Here is an 18,071-nt window from a genome sequence, read left to right on the forward strand (position 1 = left end):
GAAGGAAAAGGCGCTACCCGTGCGCAACCATCACATGCCGCACGGCGGTATAATCTTCCAGCGCATAGAGCGACATGTCCTTGCCGTAGCCGGACTGCTTTAGTCCGCCATGCGGCATCTCATTGGTCAGCATGAAGTGGGTGTTGATCCAGGTGCAGCCATATTGCAGCCGCGCGGCCGTCGCCATGGCGCGCGAGACATCCTTGGTCCACACCGAGGACGCAAGGCCATAATCGCTGTCATTGGCCCAGTTCACCGCCTCGTCGACCTCGGCAAAACGGGTGACGGAGACAACCGGCCCGAACACTTCGCGGCGCACGATCTCGTCCTCCTGCAGCGCGCCGGCGACGACGGTCGGCTGATAGAAGAAGCCGGTGCCCTCGCCCGGCTTGCCGCCGGTGGTGATCTCGATGTGCTTAAGCTCCGAGGCGCGCTCAACGAAGCTCGAGACGCGGTCGCGCTGGCGGCGTGAGATCAACGGCCCGATCTCGTTTTCGGTGTCGTCGGGGCGGTTGTATTTGATGGTCGAGACGGCGGAGGAAAGATCGGCGACGAGCTTGTCGTAGATCTTCTTGCCGGCATAGATGCGGCAGGCGGCGGTGCAGTCCTGGCCGGCATTGTAATAGCCGAAGGCGCGCAGGCCATTGACCACCGCGCCGAGATCGGCGTCGTCGAAGATGATGACCGGAGCCTTGCCGCCTAGTTCGAGATGCGTGCGCTTGACCGATTTGGCGGCGGCCTGCAGCACCTTCTTGCCGGTGGCGACATCGCCGGTGATCGAGATCATATTGATTTTCGGGTGGTTGATCAGCGTGTTGCCGACGCTGTCGCCTCTGCCGAGCACGACGTTGACGACGCCCTCGGGCAGTATCTCGGCAAGGATTTTTGCCAGCTTCAGCGCTGTCAGCGGCGTCTGCTCGGACGGCTTGAAGACGACCGTGTTGCCGCCGGCAATCGCCGGCGCCAGCTTCCAGGCCATCATCATTAGTGGGTAGTTCCACGGCGCGATCGAGGCGACGACGCCGATGGCGTCGCGGCGGACCATCGAAGTGTGGCCGCGAATGTATTCACCGGCGACCTGGCCGGGCATCGAGCGGACAGCGCCGGCAAAGAAGCGGTAGCAGTCGACGATCGCCGGGATTTCGTCGTTGAGCACGGCATTGATCGGCTTGCCGCAATTGAGCGCCTCGAGGGCGGCGAAATCTTGTGCCGCGGCCTCGATGCGATCGGCGATCTTCAGGAGATAACCGGAGCGCTGCGCGGGCGTGGTGCGCGACCAGGTGACGAAGGCTTTTTCGGCCGCCAGCACCGCCGCCTCGATCTGCACCTGGCTGGCTTCAGGCAGGTTGAGGATAGTCGCCCCGGTCTTCGGATTGAGGATCGGCTCCTCGGTCTCGGTGCCCTTCTCGAATTTCGAGCCGATCAGCATCTTTGTGTCCATGGCAGTCTCTCCCTTATGGATTCTTGACGTCATTTGCCCGAACCGGCGATCTGGTCGCCGTCGCGGGTCAGGTAATAGGCGACGAGGATGGGCAGCAGCGTCACCAGCACGACGACCATGGCCACGACATTGGTGACCGGGCGCTGGCGCGGACGGATCAATTCCTCCAGCATCCAGATCGGCAGCGTCTGCTGCTGGCCGGCGGTGAAGGTGGTGACGATGACCTCGTCAAACGACAGCGCAAAGGCAAGCATGCCGCCGGCAAGCAGCGCGGTGGCGATGTTGGGCAGCACGACATGCCGAAACGTCTGGAAGCCGTCGGCGCCGAGGTCCATCGACGCCTCGATCATCGAGCCGGAGGTGCGGCGAAAGCGGGCGACGGCGTTGTTGTAGACGACGACGACACAGAAGGTGGCGTGGCCGAGCACGATCGTCCAGAACGAGAACGGAACCTCGGCCAGCGAAAAGGCCGAACGCAGCGCGATGCCGGTGATGATGCCGGGCAGCGCGATCGGCAGGATGACCAGCAGCGAGATGGTTTCGCGGCCAAAGAACCGTGTTCGCGAAACGGCGGCCGCGCAGAGCGTGCCGAGCACCAGGGCGACGAGTGTCGAGATAGCGGCGACACGGACCGACAGCGACAGCGCTTCCCACACGTCCGGGCGGTTCCAGGTGACGGCGAACCATTGCATGGTCAGCCCCGGCGGCGGCCAGGCGAAGCTCTTTTCCTCGGTCGTGAAGGCATAGACGAAGATCAGGAAGATCGGCAGATGCAGGAACAGCAGGCCGCAGGCGGCGGCGACCTTCAGGCCGAGAGGGGCGGTTGGTGAGCCATCAGAGCGCATTGAAGGCCCCCATGCGCTTGGCGCCCCAGAGGTAGAAGCCCATGATGACGATCGGCACCACGGTGAAGGCGGCGGCGAGCGGAATGTTGCCGGCGGTGCCCTGCTGCGAATAGACTGCCTGGCCGATGAACAGCCGCGAGGTGCCGATGATCTGCGGGATGATGTAGTCGCCCAGCGTCAGCGAGAAGGTGAAGATCGAGCCGGCGACGATGCCCGGCAGCGCCAGCGGGAACAGCACGTTGCGGAAGGTCTGGCCGGGCGAGGCGCCGAGATCGGACGAGGCCTCGACCAGATTGCCCGGCACGCGCTCAAGCGCCGCCTGCACCGGCAGGATCATGAACGGCAGCCAGACGTAGACGAAGACGATGAAGGTGCCGGTGGACGACACCGACAGCGAGTTGCCGCCGACGACCGGCAGCGACAGCCAGCCGTCGAGCAGCCATAGCAGATGCAGCTTGGCGAGCAGCCAGGTGAGAATGCCTTCCTTGGCGAGAATGAGCTTCCAGGCGTAGATCTTGACCAGATAGCTCGACCACAGCGGCAGCATCACGCCGAGATAGAACAGCGCCTTCCAGCGGCCGCGCGCATAGCGGGCCGCGTAAAAGGCGATGGGAAAGGCGATGATCGCCGAGGCGAACGTGACCAGGGCCGCCATCGTCACCGTGCGCAGGATGATGTCGAGATTGGCGGCCTGCAGCAGGTCGCCATAGGTCTTCAGCGTGAACTGCCGGTTGATGAGGCCGGAGAATTCGTCGATCGAGAAAAAACTCTGCAAGAGCAGCGCGAACAGCGAGCCGACATAGACGATGCCAAGCCACAGCACCGGCGGCAGCAGCATCAACAGCAGCAGCAGCTTCGGCTTGCGCCAGAACAGGTCGGACAGGGCGCCGCGCACGCCGCCCGCGCGAGGAAGGACGGCTGGGGCAGGTTTTGTGTGGGTCGCGGTCAGAGTCATGGTTTCTTCGACCCGCCGCATTCCACGGCACCCCCCTCTGTCCTGCCGGACATCTCCCCCTCTAGGGGGGAGATTGGCTGTCCCTTCCGGTTTCGCCTATCTTTAGTGTGGCAAAATTGGCGAGGCCGAGAAGCTGCCAATCTCCCCCCTTGAGGGGGAGATGTCCGGCAGGACAGAGGGGGGTGCACCGCGCAAACCTTCATCATCCCGGCTCATCCATCAAATGCAAATGCTCGCGGTTAAAAGTGAGCACGACCGCCTCGCCCTCTTTCGGCAAATTCGCCCCGGCCGGCACCATGGCATGCAATCTCAACCCGTCGGCATCGAGCGCCAGCCTGGTCGTGGCGCCGAGATAATTGGTCGAGACGAGGCGAGCGGCAACGCCGTCGCCCTTGGCTGCCTGGACGATGCGAATGGATTCAGGGCGCAGGCTGCCCCAGCGATGCTGGCCGGAATAGCGCTGAACGAAATCCGGCGGCAGCACATTGGACGAGCCGACGAAATCGGCGACGAAGCGCGTCCTCGGCCGCTGGTAGATGTCCTCCGGCGTGCCGATCTGCATGATCTTGCCGTCGTTGAAGACGGCGACGCGGTCGGCCATCGACAGCGCCTCGCCCTGGTCGTGGGTGACGAAGATGAAGGTGATGCCGAGCGCCTTCTGCAGCGACTTCAGCTCCTCCTGCATGTTCTCGCGGAGCTTGAGGTCGAGCGCGCCAAGCGGCTCGTCGAGCAGAAGCACCTTCGGCTGGTTGACCAGCGCGCGGGCGAGCGCGACGCGCTGGCGCTGTCCGCCGGAAAGCTGGCTCGGGCGGCGGGCGCCGTAGCCGGGAAGCCGGACCAGCGACAATGCTTCCTCGGCCGCCTTCTGCCGTTCGGGCTTGCCGACACCCTTGACCATCAGCCCGTAGGCGACGTTTTCGAGCACGTTCAGATGCGGGAACAGCGCATAGTCCTGAAACACGGTGTTGACGTTTCGGCGATAGGGCGGAACGCCTTCGGCGCGTTCGCCGAAGATGGAGATCGAGCCCGATGTCGGCTGCTCAAAGCCGGCGATCAAGCGCAGGCAGGTCGTCTTGCCGGAACCCGAAGGTCCAAGCATGGCGAAGAACTCGCCCGGCACGATGTCGAGATCGACCATGTCGACGGCGCGCACGGTGCCGAAATGGCGCGAGACTTTTTGGAAGGAAACGGCTGATGTCATGGAGCTGTCCTGATCTGCCAGGCTCGTCAATTCAGACGACAGCGCTGCCCCTCATCCGCCTGCCGGCCTTCTGCCCGTATAGAGACGGGAGAAGGGGCTAGCCGCAACGGTCGCGATCCCCTCTCCCCGTTGTTCACGGGGAGAGGGTAAGGGGCAGCGCCAACTTGCGAGCAATGCGAAACGAACTCACCGTCCGCCGATGACGCCGATATAGTCCGACACCCAGCGATAGTAAGGCACGCACTGGTCTTGGGTGGCGCATTTCGACACCGGCGTCTTCCAGAACTTGATCTTTTCGAAATTGTTGTAGCCGTTGGTCTTGCAGCCTTCGTCGCCGAGCAATTCGTTGCCCTTGCAGGCAGCCGGCACCACCGGCAGCGAACCGAACCAGGCGGAGACATCGCCCTGCACTTTCGGTGACAGCGAGTGCTCCATCCACATATAGGCGCAGTTGGGGTGGGCTGCGTCGGCTGCCAGCATGGTCGTGTCGGCCCAGCCGGTCACGCCCTCCTGGGGGATGGTCGAAGCGACCGGCTTCTTGGCAGCAACCAGCGTGTTGACCTGATAGGGCCATGAACCGGAGGCAACGACGCCTTCGTTCTGGAAATCGTCGACCTGGATGGCGGCGTCATGCCAGTAGCGTCCGACCAGCGTGCGCTGGACGCGCAGCAGATCGAGGGCGGCCTTGTACTGGTCCTCGGTCAGCTCGTAGGGATCCTTGATGCCGAGCTCCGGCTTGTGGAACATCAGATAGTTGGCGGCATCGGCGATGTGGATCGGCCCGTCATAGGCCTGGACGCGGCCCTTGTTCGGCTTGCCGTCGGGCAAGGTCATCTCCTCGAAGACGACGTTCCAGCTCTTCGGCGCTTCCTTGAACACCTCGGTGTTGTACATCAGCACGTTCGGCCCCCACTGGTAGGGGGCGCCGTAGTGGGTGCCGCCGACCGTGAACCACGGCGCATCCTTCAGCCGGTCGTCGACCGTGCTCCAGCTCGGGATCAGATCGGTGTTGATCGGCTGGACCCGCTTGCCGGCGACAAGGCGCAGCGAAGCGTCGCCCGAGGCGGTAACGAGGTCAAAACCGCCCTCGTTCATCAGCGCGACCATCTCGTCGGAGGTGTTGGCGGTCTTGATGTTGACCTTGCAGCCTGTGTTCTTCTCGAAAGACGTGACCCAATCATAGTTCTTGTCGGTTTCGCCGCGTTCGATGTAGCCGGGCCAGGCAACAATGTTGACCTGGCCTTCGCCCTTGCCAAGTTCCTTAACCTGAGCGATCGCCTGGCCGGAGAAGGCCAGCGCGACCGTCAATGCAGTGCATGACTTCAGGAATGAATTCATCGTCGATCTCCCATTTGAGGGCCGCACTCTCGCGGTGGCTTTGCTCCCTGATCATGAAGGTGCTGTGAAATTTCCGGTTTCGCAAATTCATTTATCAGAAAGGCGATATCGGTTTTTCCGATAGATCAGCGGCCGTTCTTGTCCGGCCGCTGACGAACCATGCGCTGCGACTGGGCAAGCCCGATGAAGTCGCGCGCGGCCTGCGGCAGGCCGGAGCCGCGCCGCCAGACCGTGCCGACCTGGACAACCGGCAACGAGCCCGAAATATCGCGCGATTCGATGCGGTCGCCTTCAAGCGACCATGGCCGGTAGACGAGGTCGGGCAGCAGCGCCACGCCGGCGCCGGTGGCGACGAGGCTGCGCACCGCTTCGACCGAGCGGGTGCGGAAGGCGACATGCGGCTTGGCGGCGATCGCCGCCAGCAATTTTCCGGTATTCTCTTCGATCTCATCGACGGTCAGCATGATCAGCGGTTCCGAGGCGATGTCGCTGATGCCGATGATGTCGGCGCTGGACAGCGGATGGCCAAGCGGCAGCCATAGCCGGTAGGGCGAGACTTCGAGAATTTCCGATTGCAGGGCGGTGCGGTCGCGCAGGTTCGAGGTGACCATGACGGCGATGTCGAGCTTGCCGCCGACCAGCAGATGTTCGAGGTAGTCGCCATTGTCCTCGATGGCCGAGATCTCGACGCCCGGATAGGCGCGGCGATAGCGGGCGAGAAGGTCGGACAGGACATAGCCGGCGACCAGCGAGGTGACGCCGAGTTGCAGCCGGCCGCCAGCCGCCGCTTGCTCGCCGGAGAAGGCGCGGCGCGCATCGGAAACATCGGCAAGGATCTTTGTCGCGTGGCGCAGGAACTGGTGGCCCTTGTGGGTGATGTTGAGGCCGCGCGGATGGCGCTCGAACAGTTCGACGCCGAGATCGCCTTCGAGCTCCTTGATCGCCTCGGTGACCGACGATTGCGAGATGGACAGGTTTTGGGCGGCGCCAGACACTGTGCCTTGCTCGGCGACGGCGATGAAGAACTGCAATTGGCGGATGGTGAAAGCCATCGCCGGACTAAACACCGGGACGGCAAGGAAGAAAAGCCGCCGATCCCAGGCTCACCGCATTACTGCTCTGGCCAGGTCAGATCCCGCTTTCGCTGCCGGCAATGCTGAGCCGTGCGCCAGCCTGGGCAAGCGCTGCGGCGATGGCGTGCGGCGGCGGCCGATCGGTGACGAGTTCGGAAAAACCGTCGAGGCCGCAGACCTGGACCAGGCCCTGGCGGCCGAACTTGGTGTGATCGGTGATGACGAGCGAGCGCTGGCCGCGCGACAGCACCATGCGGGCGAACTCCGCCTCGTCCAGATCATAGTCCATCACGCCGGTGACGGCATCGACCGCGCCAGTGGAGATCACAGCGTGGCTGACGGAAAAGCGGCTGACGAATTCAATGGCCGAGACGCCGAAGGCGGCGCCCGAATCGCTGCGCAGTTCGCCGCCGGCCATATAGACCTTGTTGCCGTTGACGGTGGCCAGCGTGCGGGCGATGTCGGAGGAGTTGGTGACCACCGTCAACCGCCGGTGACCGAGCAGTTCGCGGGCCAGGAAAGAGGTCGTGGTGCCGGTGTCGAGCATGATCGCTTCGCCGTCGCGGATGGTGGCGGCAACCATGCGGGCGATGGCGCGCTTGGCATCGGCATTCTCGCGCATACGCCGCTCGAACGGCGCCTCGCCGGCCATCGACGGCAGGCCGACGGCGCCATGCATCTTCAGGATCGAACCGTCACTGGTCAGCGGCTTGACGTCGCGGCGCACGGTCTCCAGCGAGACGCCCAGCCGGTCGGCCAGGCTGGCGATGGTGACGGTGCCTTCCTCATGGAGGAGACGCAGGATCTCGCCATGCCGCTTCGAGGGCATCGGTCTCACCCAATCGATTTGTTGCGCTACTGACCGCTTCTAAGGCAAATCGGCCACAGTTTACAAGAAATCCTTGTGATTTCGGGCAAAAAGCCACAAGTTGTCGTTGACAAGCCGGATCACATGGCGCGACACTGGCTTGTGACAGGCTTCGGAACTGCCACGGGAGAACGATGGCAGAGCCGCACCAAAATTCGCCTGCCCGAACGTCCGGGAAATCGTCTGACGTAAGGGAAAAGGACTTTTTTGAATCCGCGGGGGCGGATGCCGGAGTCAAAGAACCCGGCACTGGGGCTCGTCGGTGCGGTGCGGGATACCGATCCCGGGATCCCGCACCGACGAGGACTTCGCATTGCTCCCTCCTGCCGGCCGCCCTCTTTGCGTCGCCCGCGATGCCTTGAACCCCGCGCAACGAGGGATTCACCTGTGACCACCGAGGACCGCATCCGCGCCCTGCCCTGCTGGACCGGCAGCGTCGAGATCGCGCCGCTGCCGGGCGGCCTGAGCAACGCCAACTATCTGGTCAAGGACGCCGCCGGGCGGCATGTCGTGCGCTTTGGCCAGGACTTTCCATTCCATCATGTCTTTCGCGAGCGCGAGGTGATGACCGCGCGCGCGGCGCACGCCGCCGGCTTCGCGCCTGCGGTTCGCCATTCCGAGCCCGGCATCCTGGTAACGGAATTTCTCGGCGCCAAGACTTTTGTCGCCGAGGACGTCCGCGCCAATATCGACCGCGTCGCCGCCCTGATGCGCGGCTTCCATCGCGAGATGCCCAATCATGTCTCCGGCGCCGGCTTCATGTTCTGGGTATTCCATGTCATCCGCGACTATGCGCGCACGCTGGAGGAAGCCGACAGCCGCATGCGAAGCGAGTTGCCGCGGCTGCTGACGCTTGCAGACGAGCTCGAACGGGCGCAGAAATTGCTGCCGATCGTCTTTGGTCATAATGACCTTCTGCCGGCTAATATTCTCGATGACGGCCACCGGCTGTGGCTGATCGATTTCGAATATGCCGGCTTCAACACGGCGATGTTCGACCTCGCCGGCGTTGCCTCGAACGCCACCATGAACGACGAGGAGTCCTTCGCCTTCCTGACCGCCTATTTCATGAAGGAGCCGGACGAGGCGATCCGCCGCTCGCATGCGGCCATGCAATGCGCATCGCTGCTGCGCGAGGCAATGTGGAGCATGGTTTCCGAACTTTATCTCGACGCGCCCGGCATCGACTACGTTGCCTATACCGACGAAAACCTGACGCGGCTCGATGCCGCGCTGGAAAACTACAGAACAAAATACGGACAGATATCATGACATTGCCCGCCTACGCCGAGATCGTCGTCATCGGCGGCGGCATAATCGGCTGTTCGACGGCTTATCATCTGGCGCGTGACCACAAGGCCGATGTCGTGCTCCTGGAACAGGGCAAACTGACTTCGGGCTCGACATGGCATGCGGCGGGGCTGGTCGGTCAATTGCGGTCTTCGGCCTCTATCACCCGCGTGCTCAAATATTCGGTCGATCTCTACAAGGGACTGGAAGCCGAAACCGGGCTGGCCACCGGCTGGAAGATGACCGGATGCCTCAGGCTCGCCACCAATGCCGACCGCTGGATCGAGTACAAGAGGCTGGCGACGACGGCGAAGAGCTTCGGCATGGACATGCAGTTGCTGTCACCGGCCGAGGTCAAGGCGATGTGGCCGCTGCTGGCAACCGGCGATCTCGTCGGCGCCAACTGGCTGCCGACCGACGGCCAGGCAAACCCTTCCGACATCACGCAGTCGCTGGCCAAAGGCGCGCGCATGCATGGCGCTAGGCTGTTCGAGGATGTCCGCGTCACCGGCTTCGACATGCAGGATGGCCGCATCACAGCGGTAAAGACCAACAGGGGCGATATCGCCTGCGACAAGGTGGTGAACTGTGCCGGGCAATGGGCGCGGCAGGTGGGGGCGCTAGCCGGCATCAACGTGCCGCTGCAGCCGGTGAAGCACCAGTACATCGTCACCGAGAGAATAGACGGGTTGGCGAGCGATGCGCCGACGATCCGCGACCCCGACCGCCGCATTTATTTCAAGGAGGAGGTCGGTGGGCTGGTGATGGGCGGCTATGAGCCGAACCCGCAAGCCTGGACGACCGATCTTCCCGGCGGCGATGTCCCTGACGACTGGCAGTTCCGGCTGTTCGACGACGACTACGATCATTTCGAGCAGCATATGAACCAGGCGATCACGCGGGTTCCGGCGCTCGAAAGCGTCGGCGTCAAGCAGATGATCAACGGGCCGGAGAGCTTCACGCCGGACGGCAATTTCATTCTCGGCGTGGCACCCGAATGCGCCAACATGTTCGTCGGCGCCGGCTTCAACGCCTTCGGCATCGCGGCAGGCGGCGGCGCCGGCTGGGTGCTGGCGCAGTGGGTCGTCGACGGCGAGGCGCCACTCGACCTGTGGGTGGTCGATATCAGGCGCTTTTCCGACCTGCACCGCGACCGGCAATGGGTCCGCGACCGCACGCTGGAAGCCTATGGCAAGCACTATACGATCGGCTTCCCGCATGAAGAGTATGCCACGGGCCGGCCACGGATCGTGTCGCCACTCTATGAACGGCTGCAAAAGCACCGCGCCGTGTTCGGCTCCAAGCTCGGTTGGGAGCGGCCGAACTGGTTTGCGCCCGAAGGCGTCGAGCCGAAGGACATCTATTCGATGGGCCGGCAGAACTGGTTTTTGCCGGTCGGCGACGAGCATCGGCACGTGCGCGAGAACGTCGGCATCTTCGACCAGTCATCCTTCGCCAAATACGAAATGACCGGTGCGGATGCGCTGAAGGCGCTCGACTGGATCTGCGCCAACGACGCCGCCAAGCCGGTCGGCCGGCTGACCTACACGCAGCTTCTCAACACGCGCGGCGGCATCGAGGCCGACCTGACCGTGGCGCGGCTCGGCGAAGACCGATTCTACGTCGTCACCGGCACCGGCTTTAGGACGCATGACTTCTCGTGGATCGGCGACCATGTCGGCAACGAGCTCGACGTGACGCTCACCGATGTCACCGAGGATTTCGGCACGCTGTCGCTGATGGGGCCGCGGGCCCGCGACGTGCTGGCTGCGGTGACCGACGCGGACGTGTCGAACACCGCTTTCCCGTTCGGACACGTGCGGGAAATCTCCATCGCCGGCACCACAGTTCGGGCGCTGCGCGTCACCTATGTCGGCGAGCTCGGCTGGGAGCTGCATGTGCCGATCGCGGCGACGGGCGAAATCTTCGACGCGCTGATGGCGGCGGGCGAGGAGCACAGCATCCGCCCGGTCGGCTACAGGGCGCTGGAATCGCTGCGGCTGGAAAAAGGCTACCGCGCCTGGGGCTCCGACATCACGCCCAACGACACGCCGCAGGAGGCCGGCCTTGGCTGGGCGGTGAAGCTTCGCAAGAATACCGATTTTCTCGGACGGCGGGCGCTGGAAGAGATCGGCGGCGCGGCGCTGAAAAAACGCTTTGCCGGCTTCACCGTCGACGATTGCGAGATCGTGCTGCTCGGGCGCGAAACGATCCTGCGCAACAGCGAGCCGGTCGGCTACCTGACCAGCGGCGGCTATGGCTACACGGTCGGAAAGAACATCGGCTACGGCTATGTGCGCAACGCCGACGGCGTCAGCGACGATTTCCTCACCTGCGGCGACTACGAGCTGGTGGTGGCTATGCAGCGGACGCCGGCAAAAATCCATCTCGAGCCGCTTTACGACCCGGCCGGAGAAAGGATCAGAGCCTAAAGCGCGTCGCGTCTGAACGGATTCATGCGAGGCGCTTTAAGTTCTTGTTTCTATGCATGTCGTTATCGCAAAACCGCTGCGCACTTTTGCGCGACATGCATAAGAGCGGGGATGGTCAGTTCACGCGCAGAACGAGACCGCGGCTGGGCACGGTGTCGGCCTCGCCCGGCATGGAGACATAGGGCGATGTCTCCTCGGCGCGCGTGACGACGCCCTTCGCCTCGAGGTCGGCTATCCCTGCGGAAAAGCCGGCGTCCCACAGGGTGTTCTTGACCGTCAGCACGATTATCCCGCCCGGCCGGCAGATGCGGATCAGTTCGTCCAGCCCCTCAGCGCCGACATGGCCCGAGGTGAAGACGCCGGCCGATATGATGCCGGCATAGGCATCATCCGCGAAGGGCAGCGGGCCGCCGAGCGCCAAGCAGTGAAGCGCCGAATAGACGCCCTTGCGCGCTGCCTGGGCCAGCATGCCTTCGGAAATGTCGAGCGCCTCGACCTGCGGATAGCCCGCGATCTTCAGCCACTCGCCGATGAGCCCGGTGCCGGCACCGGCATCGAGGAGCGGTGCCGCGCCGCGCGGCAGGTGGCGGGCAAGCAGGGCAAGGCAGATGGTCGGATGGCGATAACCGGCCGCCGACATGTCGGCGTCGTAGGTGTCGGACCAGCGGTCGTAGAGCGCCGCCACCTCCTCTGGCCGCTTCGCTGCATAGGCCGCGGCGAGCGCGCCTTTGTTTTTCCTGTCCGCCATTACAGTCTCGTCCGCAAATCAAAGCGCCGCAGCGTTCTTAGCGCGTCCTGCAGGAACGCACGGCGCTGGAGTGAACCGCATGCAAGCGATGATAGCCAAACGGCGAAATTTGTGGAACCGTCGTCACCACAAATAGACGCGAAAAGAGGGCAGAAGCGATGGTGGACGAGGAAGCACGCGCGGCGCTTGCAGCCATTCCGGCGCTGGCCGGCTACGAGGGACCGCTGGAGCGGCTGGGTGGCCTCACCAACCTCGTCTTCAGGGCTGGAGATGCCTGCCTGCGGATTCCCGGCAAGGGCACGCAGGAGTATATCAACCGCGCCAACGAGGCGGTGGCGGCGCGGGAGGCAGCGATGGCCGGCGTCAGCCCCGAGCTGCTGCATGTCGACGGCGAGACAGGCGTGATGGTGACGCGCTTCATCGCGGGCGCCGAGACGATGTCGCCGGATAAATTCAAGACCCGGCCGGGCAGTCCGGCGCGTGCCGGCAAAGCCTTCCGCAGATTGCATACATCCGGCGCGGTGTTTCCCTTCCGCTTCGAGCTGTTTGCGATGATCGACGACTACCTGAAGGTGCTGTCGACCAAGGACGTCGCCCTGCCTGCCGGTTACCACGACGTCGTTATCGAGGCGGAAACCGTGCGCTCGGCGCTTGCCGCGCATCCCCTGCCTCTCGTCGCCTGCCACTGCGATCCGCTGTGCGAAAATTTTCTCGATACGGGCGACAGGATGTGGATCGTCGACTGGGAATATTCCGGCATGAACGACCCGCTTTGGGATCTCGGCGACCTCAGCGTCGAAGGCCAGTTTGATACGGCGCAGGAGGACGAGATGATGGGCGCCTATTTCGGTGGCGAGCCGACGCCGGCGGAGCGCGGCCGCATCGTCATCTACAAGGCGATGTGCGATCTCTTGTGGACGCTGTGGGGACTGATCCAGCTTGCCAACAGCAATCCAGCCGACGATTTCCGCGCCTATGCCGACGGTCGCTTTTCACGCTGCAGGGCGCTGATGGAGACGGCCGACTTCTCAACGCATCTGGCGGCGGTGCGCGCCGGTTAAGTGCGAAAACTCTGAACCTTAAGGCACCAGAAATCTGGACCCTAGTTGACACCTTTCGGCACGTTTTCGGGCGGCAACGTGTCGACCACTTTCTGGCGATGGAAGATGAACAGGCCGGCCAGCACGATGATGCCCGAGCCGATCAGAATGCGCGGGCCGGGCATGTCGCCGAAGAAGGCCAGCCCGAAGATGACGGCCCACAGCAGCAGGCTGTAATGCAGCGGCGCCAGCGTCGACGCCGGCGCCAGCTTCAGCGCCCTGGTGATCATCAGATGCGCGCCGCAGGAGACGATGCCAAGAAGCAGCATGGCGCCGAAATCGAGCGAGGACGGCGTCTGCCAGTTGCCGATGGTGAGAAACCCGCCGACCAGCAGCGTGCCGATGGTTTGCCAGGTAACGAGCGAGGTGTCGCTGGTGCTACGCAACCGACGGTTGAGAATGATCGCGAAGGCGAATGAAATGCTTCCGGCCAGCGCGAAGGTCGACGACAGCGAAAACGCGGCCGAGGACGGTTCGAGCATGATCAGCACACCGCAGAACCCGACCAGAATCGCCATCCAGCGGCGCCAGCCGACCTTTTCACCAAGCAACAGGTGGGACAGCGCCGCCACGTAGATCGGCCCTGCCATGTAGAAGCTCATGACGTCGGCGAGCGGCAGATAGACGACGGCGGCGTAGAACAGCGCCGTGTCAAGCGTCGTCATGACGACGCGCAAGACCTGCAGTTCCAGGCGCTCCATGCGGAACAGCCTGGCCGCGCCTTGACGCGCGATCATCGGACCGAGCACGAAAAAGGCGCCGATGGAACGGATCAGCACGACCTGGCCGACGGAAAAGCTGGCGACCAGCCATTTGCCGATCGCATCATTCAAAGCAAACAGGAAATCGCCGGCCAGCATCAGCAGAATGCCAGCAAAAAGCACGTTCCTGAACGTTGAATTCTGGGCTGTTGGCTGTGCCATGCCGATGTCGCTTCCTCCCGCATGAAAGCCCGGTGAGCAGCGTCGTAGACGCAAGCGGCCGCTTTGACGAGCGGAAATCGGGAAGCCGGCCAGACCAGGGACCGGAAATCGGCTGGGCCTGTACGGACGATCGCAACGGCCTACTTTGGCCGTGGCCGAATGATAACCGGACGATAGATCACCGGCCGATCCCAAGGATCGAAGACCGACGCACTTCTGAGCTCGGCGCGGCGCGCCAGATCGATGCGCTGCAGACATTCGGCGAAGGCATCATTCTTCCTGACGAAGCCGTAGGATCGGCATTTCGCCTCGTCCGCGGCACGACGGTCTTCGGCCGTCATGCAGCCTGCACAGGTCGCCGCCAACACGACCACCATCGCCGCCTTGTGCCACATGACATCCTCCTCGGCATAAAACTGGAGGTTGATTGTAGACTTGCGGTCAGGACCTATCAATCTGATCGATGGAGTTTTGAGACCGGCGGTGCCTGCGGTTTACTGTTGCCGGCCGTCCGGCGATCGAGAGCCGTGTTTCCTGCCTGGCCCGCTCGGCCACCACCTTGCCCCTGGCGATGACACAGAGCCGCTCGGGACGCAGGCGCAAGGCCTCGACCGGATCGCCGGCATCGAGGACGACGAGGCTGGCGCGCTTGCCGACCGACAGGCCGAAATGGTCGAGGCCCATGATGGCGGCGTTGACGTTGGTGACCATGTCGAAGCAGCGCGCCATGTCGGCCGGGCTCGACATCTGGGCGACGTGAAGGCCCATGAAGGCGACGTCGAGCATGTCGGCGGTGCCCAGCGAATACCAGGGGTCGAGCACGCAATCCTGACCCCAGCCGACGCGGATACTGTGGGCAAGCATTTCCTTGACCCGCGTCAGGCCGCGGCGTTTGGGGAATGTGTCGTGGCGGCCCTGCAGCATGATGTTGATCAGCGGATTGGGGATCGCCGAGACGCCTGCCTCGGCGATCAGCGGCAACAGCTTCGAGACATAGTAATTGTCCATCGAGTGCATCGACGTAAGATGCGAGCCGGCGACCCTGCCCTGCAGGCCGAGGCGTTGCGTCTCATAGGCCAGTTGTTCGATATGGCGCGACAGCGGATCATCGGTCTCGTCGCAATGCAGGTCGACCATGAGGCCGCGTTCTGCCGCGATTTCGCACAGTTCCGTCACCGAACGCGTGCCGTCGGCCACGGTGCGCTCGAAATGCGGAATACCGCCGACGATGTCGACACCCATGCCGAGCGCGCGGATGGTGTTATCGCGCGCCGTCGGCGAGCGATAAAACCCATCCTGCGGGAAGGCGACCAGTTGCAGGTCGATATAGGGCGCGACGGTCTTCTTCACATCGAGCAGGGCTTCGACCGCCAGCAGCCTGGTATCGCAGACATCGACATGGCTGCGGATGGCGAGCAGGCCCATGGACACTGCCCAGTCGCAATAGGCGAGCGCGCGGTCGCGCACCGCTTCGTGCGTCAACAACGGCTTCAGTTCGCCCCACAGCGAGATGCCTTCGAGCAGCGTGCCCGACACGTTGATGCGCGGGATGCCTAGCGAGAGCGTGGCGTCCATGTGAAAATGCGGATCGACGAAGGGCGGCGAGATCAGATTGCCATGGGCGTCGATCGCCGTGCCCGCGCGAGCGTTCAGCTCCGGCTCGATGGCCGCGATCGTCTCGCCGATGATGCCGATATCGGCGATCCTGCCGTCGGGCAGCGTGCCGCCGCGGACGATAAGGTCGAAATCCATCTACCGTCATCCCTTTGAAGAAGCGAACCTATTCCGGCACATACCTTACCGCACCCTTTGCAGCACTGGTCGCCATCGAGGCGTAGGCGCGCAAGGCCATCGTCACCTTGCGCTTGCGCTTTTCCTCGGGCTTCCAGGCGGCGGCTCCCTTGGCCTCCATCGCGGCGCGGCGGGCGGCTAGTTCGGCATCGTCGACGGCAAGCCGGATGGTGCGGTTCGGGATATCGATCTCGATCGTATCGCCCTCATGCACCAGCCCGATCAGCCCGCCTTCCGCCGCCTCGGGAGAAGCATGGCCTATCGACAGGCCGGAGGTGCCGCCGGAGAAGCGGCCATCGGTGACCAGCGCGCAGGCCTTGCCGAGGCCCTTCGACTTCAAATAGCTGGTCGGATAGAGCATTTCCTGCATGCCGGGGCCGCCGCGCGGCCCTTCGTAGCGGATGACGACGACATCGCCGGCCTTGATCTCGTTGGACAGGATCGCCTTGACGCTGGCGTCCTGGCTTTCGAACACCCTGGCCGGGCCGGTGAATTTCAGGATCGATTCATCGACGCCCGCGGTCTTCACGATACAGCCGTCGAGCGCCAGGTTGCCTTTCAGCACGGCAAGGCCACCATCCTTGGAAAAAGGATATTGGGCCGAGCGGATGACACCCTTCTCTCGGTCGAGATCGAGTTCGTCCCAGCGGCGATCCTGGCTGAAGGCGACCTGCGTCGGCACGCCGCCCGGGGCCGCCAGAAAGAAGTCGCGGACATTCTGGCTTGACGTGCGCGAGATATCCCAATGGTCGAGCGCTTCGCCGAGGCTTGCGGTGTGGACGGTCGGCAGGTCGCGGTTGATCAGTCCTGCGTTATCGAGCTGGCCGAGGATCGCCATGATGCCGCCGGCGCGGTGGACGTCTTCCATGTGCACATCCGCCTTGGCGGGGGCAACCTTGCATAGCACCGGCACCTTGCGTGACAGCGCGTCAATGTCGTCCTGACCGAAATCGATCTCGCCCTCATGCGCGGCAGCCAGGATGTGCAGCACGGTGTTGGTCGAGCCGCCCATGGCGATGTCGAGCGTCATGGCGTTCTCGAAGGCGCCCTTCGAGGCGATGCTGCGCGGCAGCGCGGTGTCGTCGTCCTGCTCGTAGTAGCGCTGCGCGAGATCGACGATCAGGTGGCCGGCCTCGACGAACAGCCGCCTGCGGTCGACGTGCGTCGCCAACGTCGAACCGTTGCCGGGCAGCGAAAGGCCGAGCGCCTCGGTCAGGCAATTCATCGAATTGGCGGTGAACATGCCCGAGCAGGAGCCGCAGGTCGGGCAGGCCGAGCGCTCGATGGTCTTGACGTCCTCGTCGGAGATCTTGTCGTCGGCAGCCGCGACCATGGCGTCGACCAGATCGAGCGCCTGCGTCTTGCCGGCAAGCACCACCTTGCCGGCCTCCATCGGGCCGCCGGAGACGAAGACGGTCGGGATGTTGAGACGCAGCGACGCCATCAGCATGCCCGGCGTGATCTTGTCGCAATTCGAGATGCAGACCATGGCGTCGGCGCAGTGGGCGTTGACCATATATTCGACCGAGTCGGCGATCAGCTCGCGCGAAGGCAGCGAATAGAGCATGCCGTCATGACCCATGGCGATGCCGTCGTCGACAGCGATGGTGTTGAACTCCTTGGCGACGCCGCCGGCCTTCTCGATCTCGCGGGCGACCAGTTGGCCGAGATCCTTGAGATGGACGTGGCCCGGAACGAACTGGGTGAAGGAATTGACGACAGCGATGATCGGCTTGCCGAAATCGGAATCCTTCATGCCGGTGGCGCGCCACAGGCCGCGGGCGCCGGCCATGTTACGGCCATGGGTAGTGGTGCGGGAACGGTAGGCGGGCATTAAACTGTCCTTGCTGTTTGCGTCGTCCGAACAGGGGCGGAAAACCGGAATTGAGCGGCGTTATATACGCCACCGTCTGGTCTGGCCACGGTTTTGCGATGCGCCGGGATCTTGAGCCAAAGACGGCAAGCCGGTCCAGGCAGTAAAAAAAGTCAGAGGTGCTGTCGGATCGTGTTTTGTTTGAGCGTCCTTGGGCAGACGGCGGCGACCGGCATCTATCGCCAGCCGGCCG

Annotated in this window: 15 protein-coding genes; 3 read left to right on the forward strand and 12 right to left on the reverse strand. The window is 63.7% G+C overall.

Features of this window, described 5'->3' with window-relative positions:
- Positions 1 to 13: 13 nt before the first annotated feature.
- The 7 genes from AC0L2M_RS28255 to AC0L2M_RS28285 all read right to left on the reverse strand — a co-directional run bounded on the left by AC0L2M_RS28255 (position 14) and on the right by AC0L2M_RS28285 (position 7,682).
- Positions 14 to 1,441, reverse strand: a complete 1,428-nt coding sequence (locus AC0L2M_RS28255) for a gamma-aminobutyraldehyde dehydrogenase (protein ID WP_128168296.1) — start codon at positions 1,439 to 1,441, stop codon at positions 14 to 16.
- Between the two features lie 29 nt (positions 1,442 to 1,470).
- Entirely contained in the window at positions 1,471 to 2,286 is an 816-nt protein-coding gene (locus tag AC0L2M_RS28260) for an ABC transporter permease (RefSeq protein ID WP_128168297.1), read from the reverse strand.
- Positions 2,276 to 3,241 (reverse strand): ABC transporter permease, encoded by a 966-nt coding sequence (locus AC0L2M_RS28265; protein ID WP_473536477.1) that lies wholly within the window; start codon positions 3,239 to 3,241, stop codon positions 2,276 to 2,278. Before AC0L2M_RS28265 ends, AC0L2M_RS28260 begins: the two co-directional genes overlap by 11 nt.
- 202 nt (positions 3,242 to 3,443) lie before the next feature.
- Positions 3,444 to 4,442, reverse strand: a complete 999-nt coding sequence (locus AC0L2M_RS28270; protein ID WP_473536478.1) for an ABC transporter ATP-binding protein — start codon at positions 4,440 to 4,442, stop codon at positions 3,444 to 3,446.
- A gap of 186 nt (positions 4,443 to 4,628) precedes the next feature.
- Entirely contained in the window at positions 4,629 to 5,780 is a 1,152-nt protein-coding gene (locus AC0L2M_RS28275; RefSeq protein ID WP_023802870.1) for an ABC transporter substrate-binding protein, read from the reverse strand.
- Between the two features lie 125 nt (positions 5,781 to 5,905).
- Positions 5,906 to 6,832, reverse strand: coding sequence for a LysR family transcriptional regulator (locus AC0L2M_RS28280; protein WP_023802869.1), 927 nt, complete (start codon positions 6,830 to 6,832; stop codon positions 5,906 to 5,908).
- A 76-nt stretch (positions 6,833 to 6,908) separates the two neighbouring features.
- Complete coding sequence (locus AC0L2M_RS28285) at positions 6,909 to 7,682, reverse strand: DeoR/GlpR family DNA-binding transcription regulator (RefSeq protein ID WP_023802868.1); 774 nt, start codon at positions 7,680 to 7,682, stop codon at positions 6,909 to 6,911.
- A gap of 426 nt (positions 7,683 to 8,108) precedes the next feature.
- On the opposite strand from AC0L2M_RS28285, the gene AC0L2M_RS28290 reads away from it, so the two are divergent.
- Both AC0L2M_RS28290 and AC0L2M_RS28295 read left to right on the forward strand, forming a co-directional pair.
- Complete coding sequence (locus AC0L2M_RS28290) at positions 8,109 to 8,993, forward strand: phosphotransferase family protein (RefSeq protein WP_128168301.1); 885 nt, start codon at positions 8,109 to 8,111, stop codon at positions 8,991 to 8,993.
- On the forward strand, positions 8,990 to 11,443 hold the full coding sequence (locus AC0L2M_RS28295; RefSeq protein WP_473536479.1) for a GcvT family protein: 2,454 nt from the start codon (positions 8,990 to 8,992) through the stop codon (positions 11,441 to 11,443). Before AC0L2M_RS28290 ends, AC0L2M_RS28295 begins: the two co-directional genes overlap by 4 nt.
- 115 nt (positions 11,444 to 11,558) lie before the next feature.
- On the opposite strand, the gene AC0L2M_RS28300 is transcribed toward AC0L2M_RS28295, so the two are convergent.
- A complete protein-coding gene (locus tag AC0L2M_RS28300; protein ID WP_023802865.1) occupies positions 11,559 to 12,191 on the reverse strand; it encodes a class I SAM-dependent DNA methyltransferase in 633 nt (210 codons plus the stop codon).
- Between the two features lie 158 nt (positions 12,192 to 12,349).
- Between AC0L2M_RS28300 and AC0L2M_RS28305 the strand changes: the two genes are divergently transcribed.
- A complete protein-coding gene (locus AC0L2M_RS28305; protein WP_128168304.1) occupies positions 12,350 to 13,252 on the forward strand; it encodes a phosphotransferase family protein in 903 nt (300 codons plus the stop codon).
- Between the two features lie 41 nt (positions 13,253 to 13,293).
- On the opposite strand, the gene AC0L2M_RS28310 is transcribed toward AC0L2M_RS28305, so the two are convergent.
- From AC0L2M_RS28310 to ilvD, 4 genes are all read right to left on the reverse strand, one after another.
- Positions 13,294 to 14,214, reverse strand: a complete 921-nt coding sequence (locus AC0L2M_RS28310) for a DMT family transporter (protein ID WP_473536480.1) — start codon at positions 14,212 to 14,214, stop codon at positions 13,294 to 13,296.
- Between the two features lie 140 nt (positions 14,215 to 14,354).
- The gene (locus AC0L2M_RS28315) at positions 14,355 to 14,609 is read right to left on the reverse strand and encodes a hypothetical protein (protein ID WP_023802862.1); all 255 of its coding nucleotides are present in this window, start codon (positions 14,607 to 14,609) and stop codon (positions 14,355 to 14,357) included.
- A 46-nt stretch (positions 14,610 to 14,655) separates the two neighbouring features.
- The gene (locus tag AC0L2M_RS28320) at positions 14,656 to 15,966 is read right to left on the reverse strand and encodes an amidohydrolase family protein (protein ID WP_473536481.1); all 1,311 of its coding nucleotides are present in this window, start codon (positions 15,964 to 15,966) and stop codon (positions 14,656 to 14,658) included.
- Between the two features lie 28 nt (positions 15,967 to 15,994).
- Positions 15,995 to 17,839: a dihydroxy-acid dehydratase gene (gene ilvD, locus AC0L2M_RS28325; protein WP_023802860.1), complete on the reverse strand. Its 1,845-nt coding sequence runs from the start codon at positions 17,837 to 17,839 to the stop codon at positions 15,995 to 15,997.
- Between the last annotated feature and the right edge of the window lie 232 nt (positions 17,840 to 18,071).

Source organism: Mesorhizobium sp. WSM4806, assembly GCF_055811635.1.

Coding starts and splice junctions, on each gene's coding strand:
- AC0L2M_RS28255 (WP_128168296.1), bottom strand. CDS start 1,441: ATGGACACAAAGATGCTGATCGGCTCGAAATTCGAGAAGGGCACCGAG.
- AC0L2M_RS28260 (WP_128168297.1), bottom strand. CDS start 2,286: ATGCGCTCTGATGGCTCACCAACCGCCCCTCTCGGCCTGAAGGTCGCC.
- AC0L2M_RS28265 (WP_473536477.1), bottom strand. CDS start 3,241: ATGACTCTGACCGCGACCCACACAAAACCTGCCCCAGCCGTCCTTCCT.
- AC0L2M_RS28270 (WP_473536478.1), bottom strand. CDS start 4,442: ATGACATCAGCCGTTTCCTTCCAAAAAGTCTCGCGCCATTTCGGCACC.
- AC0L2M_RS28275 (WP_023802870.1), bottom strand. CDS start 5,780: ATGAATTCATTCCTGAAGTCATGCACTGCATTGACGGTCGCGCTGGCC.
- AC0L2M_RS28280 (WP_023802869.1), bottom strand. CDS start 6,832: ATGGCTTTCACCATCCGCCAATTGCAGTTCTTCATCGCCGTCGCCGAG.
- AC0L2M_RS28285 (WP_023802868.1), bottom strand. CDS start 7,682: ATGCCCTCGAAGCGGCATGGCGAGATCCTGCGTCTCCTCCATGAGGAA.
- AC0L2M_RS28295 (WP_473536479.1), top strand. CDS start 8,990: ATGACATTGCCCGCCTACGCCGAGATCGTCGTCATCGGCGGCGGCATA.
- AC0L2M_RS28300 (WP_023802865.1), bottom strand. CDS start 12,191: ATGGCGGACAGGAAAAACAAAGGCGCGCTCGCCGCGGCCTATGCAGCG.
- AC0L2M_RS28305 (WP_128168304.1), top strand. CDS start 12,350: ATGGTGGACGAGGAAGCACGCGCGGCGCTTGCAGCCATTCCGGCGCTG.
- AC0L2M_RS28310 (WP_473536480.1), bottom strand. CDS start 14,214: ATGGCACAGCCAACAGCCCAGAATTCAACGTTCAGGAACGTGCTTTTT.
- AC0L2M_RS28315 (WP_023802862.1), bottom strand. CDS start 14,609: ATGTGGCACAAGGCGGCGATGGTGGTCGTGTTGGCGGCGACCTGTGCA.
- AC0L2M_RS28320 (WP_473536481.1), bottom strand. CDS start 15,966: ATGGATTTCGACCTTATCGTCCGCGGCGGCACGCTGCCCGACGGCAGG.
- ilvD (WP_023802860.1), bottom strand. CDS start 17,839: ATGCCCGCCTACCGTTCCCGCACCACTACCCATGGCCGTAACATGGCC.